This is a genomic window from Flavobacterium sp. W20_MBD1_R3 (assembly GCF_052119725.1).
GTDB lineage: Bacteria > Bacteroidota > Bacteroidia > Flavobacteriales > Flavobacteriaceae > Flavobacterium.
Genome location: NZ_JBGQOR010000008.1, coordinates 16,916 through 39,096 on the forward strand (window position 1 = coordinate 16,916; position 22,181 = coordinate 39,096).

The following is a 22,181-nucleotide window of genomic DNA, read 5'->3' on the forward strand; positions in this document are numbered from 1 at the left end:
AACAAATATAGTATTTAATTAAAGGATTACAAGTTTTTCATATTTTTCGGATTTCTTGTTGGTCAGGCTTGATTTCACAGTAAGTTTGTATATATAAACGCCTTTTCCTATTCGGTCTCCAAAATCATCTTTGCCATCCCAAGTGATTTCTTTGGATAAAAAACCATCTGTCGTGACGATTTGATTCCTTGTCCAAACTATTTTTCCTGTTATTGTCATTACCTGAACCTGTACTTCTAATGGTTCAAATGGTCTGTTGTGCGTAAACCAAAACTCCGTATAACTTACGAATGGATTGGGGTAATTTAACACATGCGTTAGTGTTATCGCATCATCACCCACCACGATAAATTGAATTTCGGTAGTTATCGGATTGTTGTATACATCCCATGCTTTGAATGTGATAGTATGCAGTCCTGGGGCTAGATTGCGCAACGGAAACCGAAGTGTTCCGCTTGTATAATCATCTAGTTTGGTCTGGTAATAGTCATTCAACACAAAAGGATTGCTAACATCCCCATCTAAAACAGCAACAATATCATGGCCTATTCCGCTGGCTGTATTTATGCCGTTTTCATCTTCAAGAAACGCAACAAGAAATGGGGATTCATTTGTTATTCCGCCAGAAACAAAAGTTTCGTCATTCATGTATAACTTCACAGTTGGACTAATATTGTCGGTGGCTGCATTTTCGTTAATTCCGCCTATTTTTATAGTGCTGTCATATCCAGTTTCGTTTTGTAATATCTCATTTTTTTTGGCATAAAAGCTAATTCTTCCGTTTGCCAAAGGGATTCTGATGTCTCGCGGAACAACAAAGCTAAATTCAAATTCGCCATTTTTAACAGATGCATTTCCTCTAAAAATGGTTTCTCCTAAAACATTAAAATTCATGACAGGACTATTTCCATCATTATTATAGGTTGCTCTTGAAATGGTTTTGTCAAATATAGTGGTAGAAACTTCACCATTATAGTTAGTCAAAGGATTGTTGTTCTCATCGGTAATTTCGCCGGTCAACTTGATTTTAGATAGTGATTTGAAATCCTCAATACTTTGAGTAACGGCAATGTCATTCACTTTTGTTAATCTAATTTTTGGTCTGGGAACCGCAAGCATTAATGCGGGATCACCAATGTAAAAGACCACGTTGGTTGCCGAGTTTGGATTGTTATTTTTGGAAATTCTAAGTGCTTCTGCAATTGTAGTGTATTGGTTTGAGCCATACGACAACAGGTTTTTAGTAAAAGTGTCATTGAAATTTTCGGCGCTAAATTGACCTATAGAGCGAATTGTTGTAATCATGGCTATTGCTCCGCCTTTTGGGTTCCAGTATGTATATTCCCCGGCAGTGGGTCTGAAGGGATTATCAAAGCGTGAAAATTCACAGGTAATAGTGATGAATAATGGATATTTGAATTGATTGCTTAAATTTTGGCCATCTGATTTTTCCCAAATTCGCTCGCTTGATAAACCATCTTCGCCGCCATGTCCTAAATAATTAAACACTAAAGCGCCTTTTTCGAAGGCATTAAAGAAATCGGTTCGTGCTTTAGGATATCTGGATCCTCCGGCTGTGGCTTCCTGAACATAGGAATCCAACAGAATTTTATTGACATTCAAAAAAGGTTTTTCAGTAGTAATGGTGTTTGCCAATGAATTTTGTCTTTTTTGCAAAGTGGCATCAGAGGCAATATCTGAATCATCGGAAATTAAAACAAAATTATTTCTCCAGCTTCCGTAGGACTTTAGATCATGGTATTCAAGCACTTTATTCACCATTTCGTCTGCCTGCTTGGCATCGTTCACGAGCATTCGGCCTACTGCAATATCGATTCCGCCAAAATAGGAAATTATATTTCCTTCAGAAGGATCCATTAATCCAAAAAAGTCATCGGAGGCAAAAGAAGATTCTCCTGTTGTGCTGCTGTTTAAGGAATGATATATTGGTACAATATTAGAATTATTGATGATTCTATTTTTAAAATCATAGGATGCATCTCCAAAAAGATTAACAAATTGTATTCTTTTTTGAGATGTTGAAGCATTTTCATAAATATATTTAATACAGTTCCTTATGGCAGCCACATCTTGTTTACCTGACGAGAATTCATGATAAATCAATTCTAAGGGAATTACTTTTACATTTAAATTAGAATAATTGCGGTGAAAAGTAGCTAGTTTTTCAGCTTGAGAAACTAAAAAAGCAGGTGAAATAATTACATAATCGATGTCCTGAAATTGACCCAAACTGTTTTTGAACAAGGTTCCTTTTATGTTTTGATTGGGTACTGTTGACTTGCTCTCTTTTAAAGGGTTGTAATAATCTGAAGCATCTACTGCAACATATTTTTTGAGTTCACCCAAACTCGCTTTAAAATTGATCGTACTCTGACGTTCATTCTCGATTTTAGTTGTGTTGTAGCTGTCGGTAACATCCCATATTTGGTTTATTCCACCTGCATTGGAAATGACATAATTGACAATTCCGGTATTTGCAATGGATTGATCGTATTGAAAATGAAACTGTTTCCCGTAACCTTGCAGTTTTCTTTTAGCAATAAGCTTAATGTTATCTAGAAAACCTTTAGAACCGGGAACGCCGTTGTTGTTGTATTTGAGTTTTATTTTGACTGATTCAGCTCCGGTGAAAGATGTGTTTTGAGGTAAAGCACCCAAAACGAATTCGGTTTCTGAATTATTGCTCAGCGCGGGAAACGAGATGTTTCCGGCTGAAATTCCATTTGCAGTCACAGTAAGTGAAGTAGGTGTAAAGGCGGCTGATGCTGCTGTCAACATAATTTTAACGGGTGATGTAGTATCAAAATTAGGGAAGGTAAAGTCAAATTCCTGCTCGTTTTTAACCTCAAATGATTCTCCAAACCATTGGCGTCCCAATCGGGCAATATTTATAAGGTCCACTTCATGGTGCTGGTGATCATCAAAGGAGGTTAAGGTCAAAGTACTGTTTCCGGCAGGTTGACTTATAGGTGTCATTCTTTTTCCATCGGCACCTTGTGTTGATATGTAGTAATACGATTTTGTATCATATAAGTTAAGGTGTGTTTTGCTTTCCTCATTCCAAGTGTCAACTCCCTCGCCATAAAAAAGAATGTAATCGTCATTGTTGAAAACGCCATCACTTTCGCCATCTATTTGAATTGCATTTTCTGTTAAATCAGTTGGATAATATACGTTGTTTGATAGCGGTACCATTCTCCCACCATTACCATAAATTTTTATTTTTCGAGGGTCAATGGCGTTAACATCAAGGCCAAGTTGTTGCAGGAAGTTTTTAGAGATTTTATAAACACCTGATTTTTCGATGTAAAAGCGAAACCATGTACCGGTCGCTAAAACAGAATTAGAAACGCTGCTAGATATCTTGCGGGATTGTGAAATTCGAGAAGTGTTGCTCTCTACTGTGTATGAAAAGGATTTGATTCGTTTAAATCCAAAAGCATCTTTAATAATAGGTGTTAGTTCAATAAATGCACTCGTAAGATCTCTCGAATTGCGAATTTGTAATGACGAATTTGGAGTTTGCGGAAGGTTAATGGCATCTAAGTCTCCAAGTTCAGACGAGGTTATCGATTCGTAAATTATATTTGTCAGTTGAATTTTTCCTTCATCAAAAGAAATAGCGGCGTTTATTTTTAAAGTAAAAAGCAACGTTTTATTGGAAGCATTATAATGAAAACTGCTTCCTGTAAAAGTGGGAATCATGACTTTGAAATCGCCGTAATACATTTCTTTTTTTTCGGTCCAATCAATGGAGACATCGCCTTTGATTTGGGCAAAAGAAACAAATGGAATCAGGGCTAAGCAAGTCAAAATGATTTTTCTCATTATTTTTTTAACGTGATTAATAGACGGTTATTATTTATCCGTAAAAATAAATCATTTCATGTAATACTAAATAATAAATATTATAAATTTGCGTTTACAGATAAGAATTAATGTTGAAATTTGTTTTTTAAAAATAGTACAAAGAACGATGTTGATTAATTGATAATTATTACATTGCGTCACTAAAATTATTACCCCTTAAAGAGTATGAAAGCAAACAGAATTATGGGTTTAAGATTGTTAATATCAATCCTGTTTATTATTGGTTTTTCAAGTTGCAGTAAAAAATCCAGTTCCAAAAACACTTCAAGAGCGACGGGTTGGAATATGGACAGTAAAAAAGGTTCAAGCAATAAAAAGCAAGAAGCGGGACCAGGTTTGGTTTTTGTGGAAGGCGGAACTTTTACCATGGGTAGAGTTCAAGACGACGTGATGCACGATTGGAATAATTCCCCAACCCAGCAACATGTTCAGTCTTTTTATATGGATGAAACGGAAGTTACCAATTCAATGTATCTTGATTATTTAGATTGGTTGAAAAATGTTTATCCGCCAACAGAAGAAAATTACAAAAATATATATGAAGGTGCTTCGCCAGACACGCTAGTTTGGAGAAACAGATTGGGATACAACGAAACAATGACCAATAATTACTTAAGACATCCTTCTTATGCAGAATATCCCGTGGTTGGGGTCAATTGGATTCAAGCGGTTGAATTTAGTTATTGGAGAACCCAACGGGTAAATGAAGCAATGTTAGAAAAGAACGGTTACCTCAAAAAAAATGCAAAAACACTGGATGTAACAGCTGACAGTAATTTTGATACAGAGACATACTTAAATTCTCCTACTTTAGCTTACGGAGGAAATGAAGATATTGTGTTAAAAGGAGGAAAAGGAGCAAGAAAAAATCCAAAAACAGCAAAAGACGGTTCAGTTGTAGAAGCCAAAAATGTTTATGCACAACGCTCTTCAGGAATTCTTCTTCCTGAATATAGACTTCCTACCGAGGCCGAATGGGAGTATGCAGCAGCAGCAGATGTAGGACAAAGAGAGTATAACATATATAAAGGGCAGAAAAAATACCCGTGGTCAGGCGGTTACACACGTTCTGGTAAAAGACAAAGCAAGGGAGATCAATTGGCCAATTTCAAGCAAGGAAATGGAGATTATGGAGGAATTGCAGGCTGGTCTGATGACGGTGCTGATATTACTAATGAAGTTAAGCAATATCCAGCTAATGATTTTGGATTGTATGACATGGCAGGAAACGTAGCAGAATGGGTTTTAGATGTCTACAGGCCAGTTATTGATAATGAAGCGAACGATTTTAATTATTTTAGAGGAAATAAATACACTAAAAATAAAATTGGTCCTGATGGTAAAGTGGCGATTGTTACTACAGACAATATGAAATTTGATACGCTGAGCAACGGAAAAATTATTGCTAGAAACTTTCCTGGACAAATAGCACAAGTGCCAGTAGACGAACAAGAGACTTATTTGAGACAAAATTTCAACAAAAGTGACAATACTAATTATAGAGACGGTGACAAACAATCAACCAGATATTATGACTTTGGAAACTCAGAAGTTGCTGATGAAGAAGGCAAACAAGATAGAAAAATGTATAATTCTCCAAAACACAATGTTACTACTGATAGTTTAGGGAATATGGTTAGAAAGTATGATAAATCCAGTAGTAGAACAACTTTGATAAATGATGATGTTAGAGTTTATAAAGGAGGGTCGTGGAGAGATAGAGCATATTGGTTAGATCCTGCACAAAGAAGGTACTTTCCACAAGATATGGCAACGGATTATATTGGTTTCAGATGCGCAATGTCAAGAGTAGGTGCAAAGGCAAATGAAAAAAGGTCAGCTAGAAATTAAAATTTTATACAAATACAAATAAAAGCCCTTTGATTAGGGCTTTTATTTTTTTAAATCGTTTCAACATGGATATTAATTACATTCATAATTTGTTTTTAAAATGCAGCTCAGTTTCAATAGATACCCGAAAAATTGAAACAAATTCGTTATTTGTTGCCATAAAAGGGGAACGTTTTGATGCTAATACATTCGCTAGAGAGGCTCTAGAAAAAGGCGCTTCCTATGTAATAATTGATGATGAATCATACTTTATTGATCAAAGAACTATTTTGGTACAGGACAGTTTAACAACGCTGCAGAATCTGGCAAAATTTCATCGTGAATATTTGAAATTGCCAATAATTGCACTTACGGGAAGTAACGGAAAAACAACAACTAAAGAACTTATCAATGTTGTTCTTTCTAAAAAATTCAATACTAAAGCTACTGTTGGAAACTTCAATAACCACATTGGTGTTCCATTGACATTGCTTTCTTTTACCTCAGAAACTGAAATTGGAATAGTTGAAATGGGAGCAAATCACAAAAAAGAAATTGAATTTCTGTGTGAATTGGCAACACCTGATTACGGATATATCACTAATTTTGGCAAAGCCCATTTAGAAGGTTTTGGTGGTGTTGAAGGAGTTATTGAGGGCAAAAGTGAAATGTATAATTTCCTTTCGGCAAATGATAAACTCGCTTTTATTAATTTAGAAGATCCAATTCAGGTTGAGAAATCAATAGCGTTCAAGAATTACTCTTTTGGAATAAATAAAACTAATGCTGATGTTACTATTACATCAGTTAAAGCAAATCCATTTGTTGAGGTACAATATTCTAATGTGACTATTTCAACGCAATTAATAGGGCTATATAATGCGAATAACATCAACGCGGCGCTGACTATAGGGAAATATTTTAATGTTGATGATGTCGCAATAAAAGAAGCTTTAGAGAGCTATGTTCCTGAAAATAACAGATCGCAGTTGTTGACAAAAGGAACTAACCAAATCATACTGGACGCCTACAACGCAAATCCGAGCAGTATGGCTGTTGCAATTGAAAATTTCCTGCAGTTAGATAATTCTAATAAAGTTATGATTTTGGGTGACATGTTTGAACTTGGAGATGAAAGTTTAACAGAGCACAAAGCAATTGTTACTATGTTATCCGAGAATGAAAATGTAATGTGTTATTTTATTGGGTTTGCATTTTATACCAATAAACTTGAAAAAAGTAACTTCTTGTTTTATAAGACATTTGAGGAATTTTCGAATAATTTTTCAAAAACTAATATAAATAATTCCTCAATTTTGATCAAGGGTTCTCGAGGAATGGCCTTAGAACGGACTTTAGAATTTATGTCGTAAATCTATTAAATTATTTTAGCTACAAATGGCATCACAATTTATTTTGATGGCATTTTTAGTTAGGTCAAATATTCATCAGAAATTCAGTCAAATTTTCTTTTTTATCATTTGGGTTTGTTTCTTTAGATGCAGATTTCTGGCTTAATTCGAAATAAATCAGGCTAACTTTTTCAAAATTAATTGTTCTTTATTTTGTTCCTAAAAATAAACTAAATTGCACCGCTATTAAATCATTATTTAATTTATCAGAAAATAAGCACATGCTAAAAAATATTTTGGATAATAAGGAATCCTACCAACCGGGTTTGTCAATAGATTGTGTGATTTTTGGATTTCATGATAACCAACTAAAAGTATTATTGATCAAAACAAGATACAGCGACAAATGGGCTTTGCCAGGGGGTTTTGTACCCATGAATGAAGATATTGACCAAGCTGCTGTCACAGTTTTACATGGTAGAACAGGATTGAAAGGAATTTTTCTGAGGCAGTTTTCTACTTTTGGATCAGCCAAGAGGTGTAATGTAGATGTTAGTAATGCTGTTTTGGATTTTTACGGAATACCTTTAGAGGAAGGAAAATGGTTTGCCAGTCGTTTTGTAACGGTGGGATATTATGCTCTAGTTGATTTTTTACAAACGGTTCCACAGCCTGAAGGCAAAAATGAAATTGTAGAGTGGATTGATCACAATGCAGTACCGGATTTGGTTTTGGACCACAAGGAAATTTTAGACAAAGCATTAGAAACACTTAGGATGGAATTAAATTTAATGCCGGTAGGTTATAATTTACTCCCTGAAAAATTTACTATTCCGGAATTACAAAAATTATACGAAACCATATTAGGCAGAAAACTGGACCGTAGAAATTTTTTACGTAAAATAACGGCAATCGGGATTTTAATAAAGTTGGATGAGAAGAAAAGTAATGTCGCGCATAAAGCGCCTAATTTGTATAGTTTTGATAAAGAAAAATACGAGGAAGTCGTTAAGAACGGGCTGACGCAGGGCTGGTAAAAGACATAATTTAAATCAATTGGTAGAATAAATTAGACCACGATTGCAGTCATTTTTACTAATACGAATAATTATCAAAACATAATATCTTTAGAAGAAAAGCTGCTTCAAAATCTAGGATATTTATTTTTTGGGGGTAAAACGATAGTGTTTCGAAAAAAGACAATTTAAAACCAGTAAAATGCTACTTCAAGAAATTAAAAATGGTTTTAAGTATGATCAAAGTGGATTGTTTTTGTAATGTTTGTAGTTTTATAAATTAGTTAAAAGCACTTCTGGAGTTGTTTAGTTTGTTTATTTACTATCGGTTCAGGCCCAATATTATATAGAGAATCCTCATAAACCTTGATTTATGAGGATTCTTTTATTTATTTCGTATGCTAATAGTTGCTAACTATTCCTTACGCATTTGCCGTTGTTACTTCTTTATCTATTTTTCCAATTAATCCTGCTAATACTTTTCCCGGCCCAACTTCAGTAAATAAAGTTGCACCATCCTTGATCATTTGCTGTACGGATTGTGTCCATTTTACTGGAGCTGTCAATTGAATTATTAGGTTTTTCTTGATTTCGGCCGGATCTGAAACGGCGCTTGCCGTTACGTTTTGATATACAGGACAAGTGGGAGTAGAGAAAGTTGTTGCTTCTATTGCGGCGGCCAGTTCTTCTCGCGCCGGCTCCATCATAGGCGAGTGAAAAGCACCACCAACGGGCAGTATCAATGCGCGTTTCGCTCCCGCTACTTTCATGGCTTCGCAGGCTGTTTCGACTGCTGATGTTTCCCCTGAAATCACTAATTGTCCTGGGCAGTTATAATTTGCAGCTACAACAATTCCATTAATTGAAGCGCAAACTTCTTCGACAATATGATCAGCCAATCCTAATACGGCTGCCATAGTTGATGGTTTTATTTCGCAGGCTTTTTGCATGGCTAAAGCTCTTTGAGAAACTAATTTTAATCCGTCTTCAAAAGACAAAGTGCCATTGGCTACTAAAGCCGAGAATTCACCTAAAGAATGTCCGGCTACCATTTCTGGTTTGAAATCCTTGCCTAATGTTTGTGCTAAAATCACAGAATGCAAGAAAACGGCTGGTTGCGTCACTTTAGTTTCTTTTAATTCCTCGGCTGTTCCGTCAAACATGATGTCTGTGATGCGGAAACCTAAAATTGCGTTGGCCTTTTCGAATAATTCTTTTGCAAGAGCAGAATTTTCATATAAGTCTTTACCCATTCCTGTGAATTGTGCCCCCTGACCTGGAAATACGTATGCTTTCATGTGTCTAATTTAAAGATTGAAAAATAAAAAGATTGAAAAATCAGTTTCAATCGAGATGCAAAAATACTGTTTTTTACTGTATTGCAAATTAGGTTGGTATTTTCTTTATAATTAAACTTTCTTGTAACATTTGGTACTATTAAAGACTAATCTTTAAAACTTAATACTATGAAAAAGATTTTCTTAATAGCTTTATTACTCCTTTTTGGGTTTGTATTGTTTTATAGCAACCTTCCGGTACTTAATTATGGATTTACGGGTTTTGCTTTTATTTTGTTGCTTTTAGTAATTCTGGCGATTGTATTTTCTCTTGGATTGACAGTTTCGCAGCAAGCAAAAGAAGTAAAGCTTAGCTCTAAGCCGAACAAGATTTTAGTCGTTTTAGCAGGGGTGCTTTTGGTGTATTGCTTGGTGCTTCCTTTTGTAACTAGCCTAAAAATGTTCCGAAGCGATTTGTATCAAAAATTAATAGGGGAAGTGGCCAATGGAGGAAAAATTGAAAATCATATTGCGCCGATTTCTATTGATGAAATCCGTGTGGTTGATGAGAATTTAGCCAATCTATTGGGCGAAAAAGTATTAGGGTCTCAGCCAGCTTTAGGGAGTCAAGTTGAATTGGGAGAGTTTTTTATTCAAAAAGTTAACAATGACTTGTATTGGGTAGCCCCTTTACTGCATTCTGGTTTTTTTAAATGGATGAACAACAAAGAAGGAACCGCGGGTTACGTGATGGTGTCCGCTACTAACGAGAGAGATGTAAAATTAGTTCAGCAAATTGAAGGAAAGGATGTAAAGATTAAGTACCAACAAGAAGCTTATTTTGGGAGTAATATCGAAAGGCATTTATACATAAATGGCTATGCCACTGTTGGATTATTTGATTATAGTTTTGAAATTAACGATAAAGGAAATCCGTTTTGGGTAGTAACTAAGTATTTGAAAAAAATTGGATTCAGCGGAAATGAGGCAGTAGGGGTCGTCGTTGTTGATGCGCAAACGGGCACCATCTCTGAATATTCCATAAAAGACACACCGCAATGGATTGACAGAATCCAACCCATCGCTTTTGTAGAAGACCAATTGAATGATTGGGGAGAATATGTGCATGGATATTGGAATTTTTCTAATGCAAATAAACTTCAAATTACAGAAGGATTAACGTTAGTTTATGGTCAAGATAATAAATCGTATTGGTACACGGGATTGACATCTGTGGGGAAAGATGAGTCTGCCGTAGGTTTTGTTTTGGTGGACACCAGAACAAAAGAAACTACTTTTTACAAGCAAGGCGGAGCAACAGAATATGCTGCACAAAGTTCAGCGCAAGGAAAGGTTCAAGAAAAAGGATATCGCGCGTCATTACCTATACCGTACAACATCAATAACATTCCAACTTATGTAATGACCCTGAAAGATGAAGGTGGATTGGTAAAAATGTTTGCTATGGTTGCTATCTCAGATTACACAATTGTAGGAGTGGGTAATACGTTGCGAGAAACATTGACCTCGTTTAAAAACGTCTACAATATGGCTGATAATAAAATAAATCCCAATAGTGTTTCCAATAAAAAAGCGATTAAAACTACAGTCACCAGAATTGAGAACGATGTAAAAAACGGAAATAGTTTTTATTATTTTAAGGTTAAAGATTATCCAAATATATTTGTAGGCTCCTCTCAAATATCGAGTCAGCTTCCAATAACTATGGTTGGGGACACCGTGAAAATTTCTTTTGATATAGATCTGGAGGAGATCGTTGATGTCTCCACCTTTGACAATATAAGTTTGAAGAAATCCAAGTAATACAAAAACCTTTTAAGCTAATTAAGAGGGCTTGCCATTGAGTACAAAGTAAGCAGTATTTTCTTGCTTTGTAACTTCTGTTTTTTTTTAATTGATTGATCAGTAGTTGCATATTCGTTACAATATTCATGAGTCATTTGAATCAGAGTTTTTGATGGATTTGGAAACGGATACTATAGACGTATTAGTTGGTTTGTTTTTGAAACATATCTCGCATACGAAGAGCCATTTTTTCGACAAGAAAAAATGCAGTAGCAATAGTGGTTACTAATGAGATTGTAAACCAGTCTAGTAAACCTCTTAAGCCAAAAGGGAGAAATTGGAGAACCAGCGTTTGGCTGCTCAAAAAAAAGCTCCATCTTAAATAGAATGGAGTTTTGTTAGTTTATTTTTCTTTCTTTTCTGGGAGCAATTTAAAGGAAGTCGCCTTAAATCGACCGTCAACTACTTTGCCCACAACTTCTGCTTTTCGTATGCTACTACAAAAACCGTTATTAGCATGTGCATCACCGTGGGAGTCAATGGATGTGCCATCGACAAGATAGGGTTTTCCATCAATTCTAACGGCTAGTTCACATCCGTATCCTTCCATACCAAACTGGCATTGTCCGCAGGAAGCTTCGATCGTTTCAGGTTTTGGCGCTTCTTTTTTATCTTGCGCATTTGCTAGTGTCGTTGCAAATAAAAGAGATAAGTATAATAGCTTTTTCATAATAATTTTTGCTGGTGCTAATGTACTCGTTTTTTACATAGAATAATTTTTAAACATATAAATCCATAATAATCTGGAAAGCCGAATATTTATAGAGGACATTACAACAATCACTGCGGCAATAATAGGAATTATTCGTAAATCAAAATTTTCAGCAAAGAAAAACTGAGCAATGCTAAAGGTGGCAATACTTTGCGCGACTGTCAGGCCATAATTCACATACATGGCACCGTAAAAGTAGCCGGGTTCTTTTTCGAATTTATTATGACAATGAGGACAATATTCATTCATTTTAGGAAATCCAAAATGTAAGAAAATATTTTTTTCTTTGAAGACTTTGCCTTTAAGACAGTGAGGACAATCATTATTCAGGATGTGTTTGATCGAATTTGACATCGTTAGTATTTTTATCAAAGGTATTTCTTATTCTTTTCCTAGATGTTTTCTATCTTCGCTATTTATAGCATAATAAAGACATTTATTTCAAAATGAGAAAATATCCTATTTATAATATTCAGCGGTTTAACTGTAATTCAGTGAACAGTAATTTGTATATTAACACCTTCAAAAATCACCTAATTGATCATCATTTTATCGAGGGCCCGCACCGACATAATTCATATGTTTTGTTATTTTTCACCAAAGGTTCGGGGATACATGAAATAGATTTTGACGTATTTTCGATTCAGCCGGGAAGTATGTTTTTCTTTCAACCCGGGCAAATGCATCATTGGAATTTATCGGATGATGTAGAAGGCTTTGTGATTTTTTATTCGCAGGAGATTTACAATCTTTATTTTGGACAAAAGGCTGTTGGGGATTATCCCTTTTATTCTTCGTTGGACAATAAGCCTGAAATGCTTTTTGACTTGGCTGAATCGAAAGCGATTCTCCCTTATTTTGAGGGCTTGATATCAGAAACCGATAACAACTACCTGTTAAAGCAGGATAAAATTATGAACCTTTTGGATGTTATTCACATTGAAATTACCAGAAAGTACAATGAAACCTATTTCCATGAGGCGCATTCTTATAATGTGAAAATTAAAAATTTTGAATTGCTTTTAGAACAAAACTTTAAAACAGAAAAAGCACCTTCTTTCTATGCATCAAAGCTTACGATTACGTTAAAACACTTGAATAGGATTTGCAATGAAATCCTGCAAAAAACAACTACCGAAGTAATTACAGACAGAATTATTCTTGAAGCCAAACGCATGTTAATGGATAAAGAACTGACAGTTAATGAGATTGCAACGAAATTGGGATTCGATGATTATTCTTATTTTACACGGTTGTTTAAAAAAAAATCAGGAATAACTCCAACGAACTTTCGAGTCAGTAAAAAGTGAGTCAGGGAGCTGTTTGATGACAGTTTAAAATGGAATAAAAAAAAGATAGCCACGAATTTCATTACAATGAAAACGGATTAGTTCGTGACTATTTGTGGCAAAAATATAGCCTATCTTATTGTGAAATGCAATTATGAATGCACGGTAACCAACCTTGCTGCACTCTTTGCTTTTTCTACTACTTCTTCAATAGGGGTTTCCAGAGTATCATGGACTAACGCCACACCCATTCTTCGGTACGGTCTTGAAGTTGGTTTACCAAAAATTCTAAAATCAGTTTTGGGTAAAGCAGCAATTTTTTCGATACCGGCATACGTTGGGTTTGTGGCGTTTCTTGAAGCTGAAATAACGGCGCTCGCTCCGGCTTTTTCTAAGGTGATCTCGAAAATAGGCAAACTCAAAATCGCTCGCAAATGCAATTCGAATTCATTGAAATTTTGTGTTCCGGCTAAGGTTACCATTCCGGTATCATGCGGCCGAGGCGATAATTCAGAAAAATAAACACCATCATCAGTTAAGAAAAATTCGACTCCAAAAAGTCCTGCGCCACCCAACGCCTCAGTTACCTGCTCAGCCATGTCTTGCGCTTCGTATAAATCCTTGTCAGATATTCTGGCGGGCTGCCAGCTTTCCTGATAATCGCCACGTTCTTGGCGGTGACCTATTGGCGCACAAAAAAGAGTGGGATTGTTATTTTGAACTACGGTTAATAAAGTAATCTCCGAATTGAATTTTACAAAGGCTTCAACGATAACTTCTACCACATCACCGCGGGAACCTTCAACTGCATAATTCCATGCTTTTTCGATATCGGCTTCGGTTTTTATGGTAGATTGTCCTTTTCCAGAGGAAGACATTAATGGTTTTACCACGCAGGGCATTCCTACGGCTTTGACGCCTAATTGTAATTCCTCGGCAGTGGTGGCGTAGCGATAATTGGCTGTTTTTAACCCTAATTCTTTGGATGCCAAATCACGAATTGCTCTTCTATTCATCGTGAAGTTTGCTGCTTTGGCTGATGGAACCACGGTGATGCCTTGCTTTTCGTAATCATAAAAACGTTCTGTTCGTATTGCCTCAATTTCTGGAACAATGAAATCAGGGTTGTGTTTTGCGACGATTCGGTCTAATGCTTCACCGTCCAGCATATTGATGACTTCAAAATCATGAGCAACTTGCATTGCCGGAGCATTTTCATAACTGTCAACCGCAATTATGGTTTGCCCGATGCGTTGGGCAGCAATTGTAAATTCTTTTCCTAATTCGCCTGATCCGAGAAGTAGTATTTTCATGTGTATAGTATTAGGTATTGCTAAGGACAGCTCGACAGCTTTACGTACTTTGAGAAATGTAGTTAAAATTCTTTTATTTCTGCTATGATTACAAAGTTCCTATAAATTATTTGGGAATTCTAATTCGGAGAAAGGTTTTTTGAGATAATTATATCCAAATAAAAACGGCGATTGAAAAGGAAGGATTCGATTGATTTTTTTTTTTTTTTTTTTTCTTACTTTTGTCTGCGGACACAACCGGAACGCCAGTGATAGCTAGGTTTTTCTAATTTTGGATATACCTCTACTTTATTGGAACCTGAAATTGAGTATTAAATTAAAGATAATAAAGGTTAAGGTTGGGAATCTGTCGAAAGTTTTCCAATTTTTTTTTCATCTATTATAATGAATCGATAAATGAGATAAAACGAAGTGAAATGCAATACTCTATCAAAAGTGTTCAAAACTACATCTTCAATAAAATAAGTTCCAATAGCGGCAAAAATATCGTTAAAAATTAAAGCAAATGCACCAAAAAAGTAAAAGTACGCTTTTTTATCCCCAAATTTCCCTAGATATATAACTGCTGTAACACCTAGAAATACAGCGACTATCACATTAAAAATTAAAATGATGTTGAGGAAATTGTCGTCAATGGCAGACATTAAAAAACATAAGATTGCTATTAAAAATACACAATTTATGACTAATATAAAAAGTGAAAATCCCTGTGGGATGGTATAAAGTTTTTCAGTTTTGATTGAATTGTTTCCTAAATTTATTAGTGCTAAATAACAAAAGAAGGATGCTACGAATGCGGTTCTGTACAGAGGTATTGCATCTTCCCAAAACAAAAGTAATATTTCATTTAAATAAAAGAAAAAAACATATAAATAATAATTTAGAGTAAGTTTCTCAAAATTACTTTTTACGGCATAAATTATAAAAGTTGGAATTATAAAAGGTTTAATATAAATCACATGTGACGGATCATAAAAAACTCCAGCACAAAAATAGACTATTAAGAGAGTAATAGGTATAAATAGTAATGATCTTCTATTATTGATTGTGTACATAAATGTTAAGTTTGACGACATTGTTGATAGCGTTTCTCCCCGCTGCTGTCCACGATTTTTTCTATTTAGTTTGTTTTAATGCTACTTTTTGGTTGTCAATAAATAATCTTCAGCTTACAAAAAAGAAACCTGAAATATTTGTTTTAATATTCAGCTTTTCTCCTACCTTGTTAATTAGATTTCCATTCATATTACTGGGTGTAATAAAACTTAATTGTTCATCTTGTAATTCATTATTTACATAAAATTTTTCACCACTAAACCGATTATTAGTTATTTTTATTTCGGTTTCTTCGTATTTGGCAATCCATGCACTTTTCATTGCTTACTATTTTTTTGATTTTGTTTGCAGGCACGAGCGGGACGCTAGCGCTAGCGGGGGTCCCAATAACCAAAGTCCCCAAAGCCAAGATTCTCTGGGCCAAATAAATCCGAACAAACCGCCGGCAACTAGGAACGCTCCAAAAGTAATCAACAGTGCTTCCTGTGAAGTAAGGTAGAAAGTACCCATTCCGTATAGTACAGCTAGAATGTATTGGAATTGAAAAGAGCCTTTTTTCATTTATATTTTTTGCATTATGTATTGAAAAGGAGTAGGGTCAGATTAGAAAGTTTGTGTTATCTTATAAATCGTCAGGTCACTTAGTTGTTCCAAAGAATATGGTAGTAAAATAATTTTCTGTATTCACAATTTAGAAATTTGCTAGATCAAATAGAATTATTTAATGCGCCCCGCTGATTGCAAAGGAGACATATCCAGCAGTTAGGTATTTTGTCAAGGCCACCTTTGCTGCCTCAGCGATGAATATGTTTTTATACAATTCGGCCCCATCAACACCTCTGAGATTCATCGTCTGCCCGCAAAGAACAAAATGTACCCCAACTTTTTGCATCTGATTTATCAAATCAGCATTGGGATTCGAACAGTTGAATTTTTTCTCATAGGCTGCGCTATTTAAAACGGATAAAATAGCAGCTGAATGCACAATTACAACAGATTTTAGGTTTTTTGGCTGAATGCCGGCCGCCGCATGTAGATTTAAGATCCGTGCAATTTCCTCCAGCCCTTCGTTTGGTTTGTTAACCATGCCTGTGGCCGTACCGTTTTGGGTAAGGTCAAAAAGTAACTTGTATACCGTATTGGCTTCGGGTTTATCAGTTACATTTTTTACCGGTATTACGCCAGTCCACTTGGATCCTTTTATTAATGGATATTCTAATACTGCAATAAAAGGATCCATTTTAGCCGCTGCGCTTTCACGAGCCGCTGTTTGTGCATTGGAGAAAAGTGAAGAAAGAATGAAACAGAGTGGCAACAAATAGTTTTTTATGAATTTCATTTTAAAAGGTTTTTTGAAGAATTGAATAGGTTAGCAAATGATACAACTGAATTTTAAATTACTACTGCTAAGATAGTTTTTTACCGCAAAGAATCACTTTTTTTGTTTCTATTGGATTAGCTGTGTAGTCGGGAGGCTATCGTAACTTAAATAATTGGTTGTTTGTTTTGGAATGCTGCGGAAAGATAGGATTGTCTAACCCTTGAATTTAATCCTCCGCTAGCAAGAGCGCAATGTCATTAAGTTAAGGCTTCATTCAGTTATTTTAAAATAGAAGGCCCATCAGCGAACGACTTTTGGTCCTCCCATGTTTTAAAGGAATAGCCAAAAGTGTACATATCCGAATCGGAACGGATTCCGTGATTTTGAAATAAACTCCAGGTACCTCCAAGTGCTGCCCTTGTTTCTAAAATAACATAGGTTTTGTCTGGATTTTTACGGGGCAAATGACAGGCAGCGCCTATGCCGGATCGTCCTGCTCCTATTATGATATTATCGGTTTGCTTTTTATTCGTGTTTTTATTTTAGAATTAAATGCTGTTGCAAAATACAAAAAACATCATAGGATTTTCTTAAATAGTGGTGTTTTAAAGTGATAGGAAAACCTTTTGAAAGTGAAAAGGAATTGAATCTTGTGAAACTAGAGCTTCAAAACTTATTTGTGAATCACCACATCAATCTTTTTTATCTTGCTGTTCTGTTTGATTTTGATTTCCGTGAATCATGTTGTCTCCCACGTTCATTCCGTTTGACATTCCGATCATAAAAGCAGTAATGATTAGCATAATTTTTCTTTTTGCCCAAAGAAGAGGGCTTTTGGATTTCTCCAAATGGGATTTGTTAGTGTGTTTATACATTTTGTAAATGATAAATGATTAGATATTTGGTATCATCTTTATGCATGGAATTGCATAAATGCGAAGAAAGAAATTTCTAGGCTGTGTATAAACTTTTATAGGAGTTTCGGGAAGTAATCATCTCATTTATGAAGATGTGTTGCATTGCAAATAACTTTACTTTTTGATAAAGCAGTGTCTGTAATTTTAGAAGAACCGGAATTTGAAGACTGTAACTATCTTGAAAGTGTAGGAAGGCTAACTGAAATAGGAATGAAGTTTTTTCAGCCGAATTTATCGTATTGAATGCATATAATTTCGAACCCTTACCGTTTAATTCTCTTCTTAGAATTACGTTCGAGAATTGATAATAATCTGCTGAATTTGATGGAGAATCTAAAGTACCGTCATTCACCATCAGGCCAAAAGCCAGAAAGAGTGAAAGGAGATATTTAAAATACGTTGTCATCTATTTCGTTTAATTACTACTGTGTTGCATAACGAGACTAGTTTTCGTTAGATTTTTGTGGCTAAAATAATATTTGTTTTTAGATTAGGACTATGGTATAGATTCGAGTTCTTGGTTGATTTCTTTCGAATCATTATATTCCATCCAAGATTTTATTCTTCCGATATACATTTTTAAGTAATTTTCAGTTAGAAATATATTGGACCAATCAAATCGTTGCGAATGTACGCCAAGATAAAAAATCCAAATGGCTGCTCCGGCATCAGGAATCATTTTTATTTCTTCTTCGGAGAGTGTTCTTATGCTTTGATATCCACTTAAAAAACTTTGAACTTTTAGTTCGTATTCGTCTTTGTTGGTTTCAATATGGAACAGTTGTTTGCAGAAATAAGCAACATCAAATATTAACAGGCCGTTTCCACAAAAATCAAAATCAAAAATGGTTGCTTCGTTTTGGTCTGTAACGTTCATATTGTCATACCAAATATCCAAATGAACAATTCCTTTTGTGACCTTTGTGAAGTCTATTTCTTCAAAGTTTTTGCTTATTTTTTTACTTTGCTTTTTTACGAATTGCATTTCCGTTAGTGACTCAGAAAAATGGCTTTTGGCATATTCATACGGCAATTGAACCAAGGTTTCCGCATCGTAATCGATACGCTCAATACTTTTGCCGGCAGTTATTGTGTGGATTTTTGCAATGAGTGAACCAATAGAAAAACAAGTTGCTGCATTCATGAATCGTGTTTTTTCTCCTTCGGCAAAGGAGAAAAGTACGGCGTGACGCATTCCTTCTGGTGCGTTTATGTCTTGTATGAATTCGCCTTTTTTGTCTGCAATAGGAAAAGAGATGCTGATATTATTTTCTTTTAGAAGAAGCAACAGCTTGATTTCTTACTCGATTTGGGATCTAGAACGCCAGTTGTAAAAGTAAACCCGCAATACATATTTTGTTTTGTTGTCCGTAATAAAATAGGTGTGATTTATCCCTGTTCGAAACAATTGGCACGTACAGTTTTTATTCAGATTGTATTGTTCTGAAATAAAATGCCCTAATGCTGTGGCTGAAAGTGTTGAGGTTGTAACGTGGAATTGTGTCATTTTTATTAATTGAATGCGCGGATTACAAAGCTACGTTATCCTTTAGATTTGCAAAATAGAATCGATAATAAATATGCTAAATTTTGGATTGGTAATGGAGTTTGTTGTTTGTAAGATGATTTTTTAAAAAGAGTAAAGTCAAAGGTATTTGCGCAGTATTAATAAGAAATTTATTCTTTGAAGAATACTTTTGGGTTCACAAGTGGCACCTTATCATTAGCTTTTGGATTTGTTCTTTGAAAAATCATCTTGTTTTAAAAAAAAGAACTTATTTGTGGTAGCTGCTAGTTCTGAACTGATTACAATTTGCGGATGCAATAGAGACTATTTTTATTGGAAGGTTTTTAGGTTTGACTTTGTGCATCTCAAAAATAGCACTATTTTTGCACCCGAAACAATTAAAATGGCCCGTTCGTCTATCGGTTAGGACGCATGGTTTTCATCCATGTAAGAGCGGTTCGATTCCGCTACGGGCTACAACTCATAAACAATTATCTTAAAAAGCCTCGAAAAGAAATTTTTGAGGCTTTTTTTATTGTGGGTTTTGTCTTTGCCTATTGTAGATGAGATAATAGTCAGAGACGTTTGCGCAGCATTTATGATCAATTTATTTTTTAAATGAACACTTTGTGGAGTAAAGTATTAATCAACAGTTCCACATTTAAAATTTTCATGTTCTATATTTAATTTTTTAAACATCATTTCGAAGTCCTGTATTTTAGTATTATATTCTGTTTTTCCGTATTTGAGGTAAATAGTTGTTTTTAAGTCACCTCTGATTATAAATTTCTTTTTATATGGTTTGCATTTCCTTCCATAAAATTTCATGTAAATTCTATTATCGACAATGTCTTTAGGATTAATATAAAAAATGTCAATTCCATCAAAATCAGTACAACATTTTGCTTCGATTCTTTTATTGCCGGAGTATATTTCAGTAAATGTTCCAATTAAAGTGTCTTTAGTGTTTTTCTCAACAGTTAATAAATCAACTCTGAAGTTCTTTTTTATGTTTTCAGTTTGCCCGATTATAGATAGACTAAAAAGCAAGAATAATATGTAAATAATCTTTTCCATTTCAACTGTTTTACAACTTATTATTTTCCTCCGCTATCGCGAGCGTCCCGCTCGTGCCCACTATCAAAATCAATTCAAATCAATTTCTAAAATCGTTTGGTCATTGTTTCCATAATTTCTTGCACTGCTATACTTCCAATCTATTGGATCAGTTATAAAGCCAGATTCTATGGGATTGTAATGTATATATTCAAGTTTTTGTTCAAAAACCTTTAAAGACCAAATTTCTATTGGATGATTATCTTGTTGCCAAAATTGTCTATTCGTCACATTACTATTCTTTTTACCTGCTCGTTCCATCATCCAGAGCATCCATTCTCTTCGGCTTTCTTGAGTATTTTCTTCAATTGTTTGGAGCATTTTTTTTGATGTAAATCCTTTGAAATCTCTCATCAATCCTGAAGGATCGCCATTTCCGGAACGAAATATTAAATGAATATGGCTTGGCATAATGCAATACCCGTAAATTTCCATTGCTTTATTTTTTCTGCAAAAGTCTAATGATTCAATAATATTCCCAAAATATGCATCTCTTGTAAATACATCTATCCAATTTACTGTGGCAAAGCTTACGAAATAAGCTCCATTACTTTCTCCGAATATATATTTTGTGCTCATAGATTTAGCTTTTTGTTTTTCTAACTCTTGTTTGCGGGCACGAGCGGAGTTTAGATTGGTTGGCTTACGCTTGCGCGAGCGTCCCGCTCGTGTCACGTATGCAATTTGTTCTTTTGTTTTTCGTGATTTTGTTTGCGGGCACGAGCGGGACGCTCGCGCTAGCCTTTAGATTTGTTCTTTAAATAAACACTTTGCGGAGCTAGAGGCTAGCTTTGTTAACCACAGTTATTTTGCGATACTATCACCTCTGTCTTGTGTGTAAATTTCGAATTTATTTTTCAAGGATTTAAGATAGCCTTCAATGTCAGGAAATAATGTTGCAGAAGAAATATTCATGCTAAATAAATCTCTTATAATTTCTGCTTTCCATTCATGCTTAATTTTTATTTTATAATATGGGTTTGGATTTTCTAAACTTGATAAAAATTCATAGTTTGATTTTAAGTTTTCTTCAAAACTATTATTTATATCTCCTTGACATAGAAAAGCCCCGTTCTGCTGAATCATTCTGTCAAATAGAAAAAATGGTTGAACTAGTTCTACAAATTTTCTTTGCTCACTACCTAAAACTAATACTTTGAATACATCATCATTACTTATTCCGTCGGTTTTTTTTAAATTGTTCATTTCATCACTTCCATCATCATATTTTGTTCCAAACAGATAGTTTGTTGTGGATAATAATTCGAAGGAGTTTATTGCATATATTGAACCATCGTTTTCTGAATTGTTTGCCGCAAAAAAAGCTGCAACATATGGTGACGTGGAAAAATCTAGTAATCTGGTAGGGCTTCCATAATGTTGCAATAATGATAAAACTTGAAAATCACTTTGTGTATTAAATTTTTCAGAATAAAGATGTGGATTTCTTTTAAAATGTATAATGCAAAATTGCTCGAAAAGATATTTTTGGTTGGGTAATTCTGTATTAAATGATACTCTGTCAATTGCAGATTCCAACTTCCATTTATAATCAGTTTGACCTCTAAAAATCCAATTTGAATTGAAAGAAGATAGGAAATTTTTTAGTTCTCTCCAACTTTTGAAATTTCGTTCTTTATACATTTTTTTTAAATTATGGCTAACTTGTATTAATATGCAACAAACGCAAGTCTATGCACTTAAATATGGGTAGATTG

The 22,181-nt window shown here is 34.7% G+C and carries 21 protein-coding genes and 1 tRNA gene; 6 read left to right on the plus strand and 16 right to left on the minus strand.

Features of this window, described 5'->3' with window-relative positions; genetic code table 11:
• Positions 1-18: 18 nt before the first annotated feature.
• The gene (gene porU, locus ACEN2F_RS11155; protein WP_441739096.1) at positions 19-3,849 is read right to left on the minus strand and encodes a type IX secretion system sortase PorU; all 3,831 of its coding nucleotides are present in this window, start codon (positions 3,847-3,849) and stop codon (positions 19-21) included.
• A gap of 207 nt (positions 3,850-4,056) precedes the next feature.
• Between porU and gldJ the strand changes: the two genes are divergently transcribed.
• The 3 genes from gldJ (at position 4,057) to ACEN2F_RS11170 (ending at position 8,110) form a co-directional block, all read left to right on the plus strand.
• Positions 4,057-5,742 carry a gliding motility lipoprotein GldJ gene (gene gldJ, locus ACEN2F_RS11160; protein WP_441739097.1) on the plus strand — a complete coding sequence of 562 codons (1,686 nt, stop codon included), beginning with the start codon at positions 4,057-4,059 and terminating at the stop codon, positions 5,740-5,742.
• Positions 5,743-5,807: 65 nt separating this feature from the next.
• On the plus strand, positions 5,808-7,094 hold the full coding sequence (locus tag ACEN2F_RS11165; RefSeq protein ID WP_441739099.1) for a UDP-N-acetylmuramoyl-tripeptide--D-alanyl-D-alanine ligase: 1,287 nt from the start codon (positions 5,808-5,810) through the stop codon (positions 7,092-7,094).
• Positions 7,095-7,354: 260 nt separating this feature from the next.
• Positions 7,355-8,110 (plus strand): NUDIX hydrolase, encoded by a 756-nt coding sequence (locus tag ACEN2F_RS11170; protein WP_441739100.1) that lies wholly within the window; start codon positions 7,355-7,357, stop codon positions 8,108-8,110.
• A 401-nt stretch (positions 8,111-8,511) separates the two neighbouring features.
• On the opposite strand, the gene fabD is transcribed toward ACEN2F_RS11170, so the two are convergent.
• The gene (fabD, locus tag ACEN2F_RS11175; RefSeq protein ID WP_441739101.1) at positions 8,512-9,387 is read right to left on the minus strand and encodes an ACP S-malonyltransferase; all 876 of its coding nucleotides are present in this window, start codon (positions 9,385-9,387) and stop codon (positions 8,512-8,514) included.
• Between the two features lie 168 nt (positions 9,388-9,555).
• Here fabD and ACEN2F_RS11180 point away from each other — a divergent pair, with 168 nt between their 5' ends.
• Entirely contained in the window at positions 9,556-11,190 is a 1,635-nt protein-coding gene (locus ACEN2F_RS11180; RefSeq protein WP_441739103.1) for a hypothetical protein, read from the plus strand.
• A gap of 385 nt (positions 11,191-11,575) precedes the next feature.
• On the opposite strand, the gene ACEN2F_RS11185 is transcribed toward ACEN2F_RS11180, so the two are convergent.
• Positions 11,576-11,902: a DUF6370 family protein gene (locus ACEN2F_RS11185; protein ID WP_441739105.1), complete on the minus strand. Its 327-nt coding sequence runs from the start codon at positions 11,900-11,902 to the stop codon at positions 11,576-11,578.
• A gap of 33 nt (positions 11,903-11,935) precedes the next feature.
• Positions 11,936-12,298, minus strand: a complete 363-nt coding sequence (locus ACEN2F_RS11190) for a DUF983 domain-containing protein (RefSeq protein ID WP_441739107.1) — start codon at positions 12,296-12,298, stop codon at positions 11,936-11,938.
• A gap of 92 nt (positions 12,299-12,390) precedes the next feature.
• Between ACEN2F_RS11190 and ACEN2F_RS11195 the strand changes: the two genes are divergently transcribed.
• Positions 12,391-13,254, plus strand: a complete 864-nt coding sequence (locus ACEN2F_RS11195; protein ID WP_441739108.1) for an AraC family transcriptional regulator — start codon at positions 12,391-12,393, stop codon at positions 13,252-13,254.
• Between the two features lie 131 nt (positions 13,255-13,385).
• Here the strand turns inward: ACEN2F_RS11195 and purT are convergent, their stop codons facing one another.
• From purT to ACEN2F_RS11240, 9 genes are all read right to left on the minus strand, one after another.
• Positions 13,386-14,546: a formate-dependent phosphoribosylglycinamide formyltransferase gene (purT, locus tag ACEN2F_RS11200; protein WP_441739110.1), complete on the minus strand. Its 1,161-nt coding sequence runs from the start codon at positions 14,544-14,546 to the stop codon at positions 13,386-13,388.
• Positions 14,547-14,878: 332 nt separating this feature from the next.
• Positions 14,879-15,190, minus strand: coding sequence for a hypothetical protein (locus tag ACEN2F_RS11205; RefSeq protein ID WP_441739112.1), 312 nt, complete (start codon positions 15,188-15,190; stop codon positions 14,879-14,881).
• Positions 15,191-15,710: 520 nt separating this feature from the next.
• A complete protein-coding gene (locus ACEN2F_RS11210; RefSeq protein WP_441739114.1) occupies positions 15,711-15,923 on the minus strand; it encodes a hypothetical protein in 213 nt (70 codons plus the stop codon).
• A 6-nt stretch (positions 15,924-15,929) separates the two neighbouring features.
• Complete coding sequence (locus ACEN2F_RS11215) at positions 15,930-16,163, minus strand: hypothetical protein (RefSeq protein ID WP_441739116.1); 234 nt, start codon at positions 16,161-16,163, stop codon at positions 15,930-15,932.
• A gap of 160 nt (positions 16,164-16,323) precedes the next feature.
• The gene (locus tag ACEN2F_RS11220) at positions 16,324-16,917 is read right to left on the minus strand and encodes a DsrE family protein (protein WP_441739117.1); all 594 of its coding nucleotides are present in this window, start codon (positions 16,915-16,917) and stop codon (positions 16,324-16,326) included.
• 284 nt (positions 16,918-17,201) lie between these two features.
• Positions 17,202-17,432, minus strand: coding sequence for an NAD(P)-binding protein (locus ACEN2F_RS11225; protein ID WP_441739302.1), 231 nt, complete (start codon positions 17,430-17,432; stop codon positions 17,202-17,204).
• A gap of 442 nt (positions 17,433-17,874) precedes the next feature.
• The gene (locus tag ACEN2F_RS11230; RefSeq protein WP_441739119.1) at positions 17,875-18,246 is read right to left on the minus strand and encodes a hypothetical protein; all 372 of its coding nucleotides are present in this window, start codon (positions 18,244-18,246) and stop codon (positions 17,875-17,877) included.
• Positions 18,247-18,336: 90 nt separating this feature from the next.
• Positions 18,337-19,128 carry a phosphotransferase gene (locus ACEN2F_RS11235; RefSeq protein WP_441739121.1) on the minus strand — a complete coding sequence of 264 codons (792 nt, stop codon included), beginning with the start codon at positions 19,126-19,128 and terminating at the stop codon, positions 18,337-18,339.
• Positions 19,129-19,140: 12 nt separating this feature from the next.
• The gene (locus ACEN2F_RS11240) at positions 19,141-19,347 is read right to left on the minus strand and encodes a hypothetical protein (protein ID WP_441739123.1); all 207 of its coding nucleotides are present in this window, start codon (positions 19,345-19,347) and stop codon (positions 19,141-19,143) included.
• A gap of 405 nt (positions 19,348-19,752) precedes the next feature.
• On the opposite strand from ACEN2F_RS11240, the gene ACEN2F_RS11245 reads away from it, so the two are divergent.
• Positions 19,753-19,824: transfer RNA gene (locus ACEN2F_RS11245), tRNA-Glu, on the plus strand.
• Between the two features lie 165 nt (positions 19,825-19,989).
• On the opposite strand, the gene ACEN2F_RS11250 is transcribed toward ACEN2F_RS11245, so the two are convergent.
• The 3 genes from ACEN2F_RS11250 to ACEN2F_RS11260 all read right to left on the minus strand — a co-directional run bounded on the left by ACEN2F_RS11250 (position 19,990) and on the right by ACEN2F_RS11260 (position 22,107).
• Positions 19,990-20,424, minus strand: a complete 435-nt coding sequence (locus tag ACEN2F_RS11250) for a hypothetical protein (protein ID WP_441739125.1) — start codon at positions 20,422-20,424, stop codon at positions 19,990-19,992.
• 69 nt (positions 20,425-20,493) lie between these two features.
• Entirely contained in the window at positions 20,494-21,042 is a 549-nt protein-coding gene (locus ACEN2F_RS11255; RefSeq protein ID WP_441739126.1) for an REP-associated tyrosine transposase, read from the minus strand.
• A 225-nt stretch (positions 21,043-21,267) separates the two neighbouring features.
• Positions 21,268-22,107 (minus strand): FRG domain-containing protein, encoded by an 840-nt coding sequence (locus ACEN2F_RS11260; protein WP_441739127.1) that lies wholly within the window; start codon positions 22,105-22,107, stop codon positions 21,268-21,270.
• Positions 22,108-22,181 lie beyond the last annotated feature (74 nt).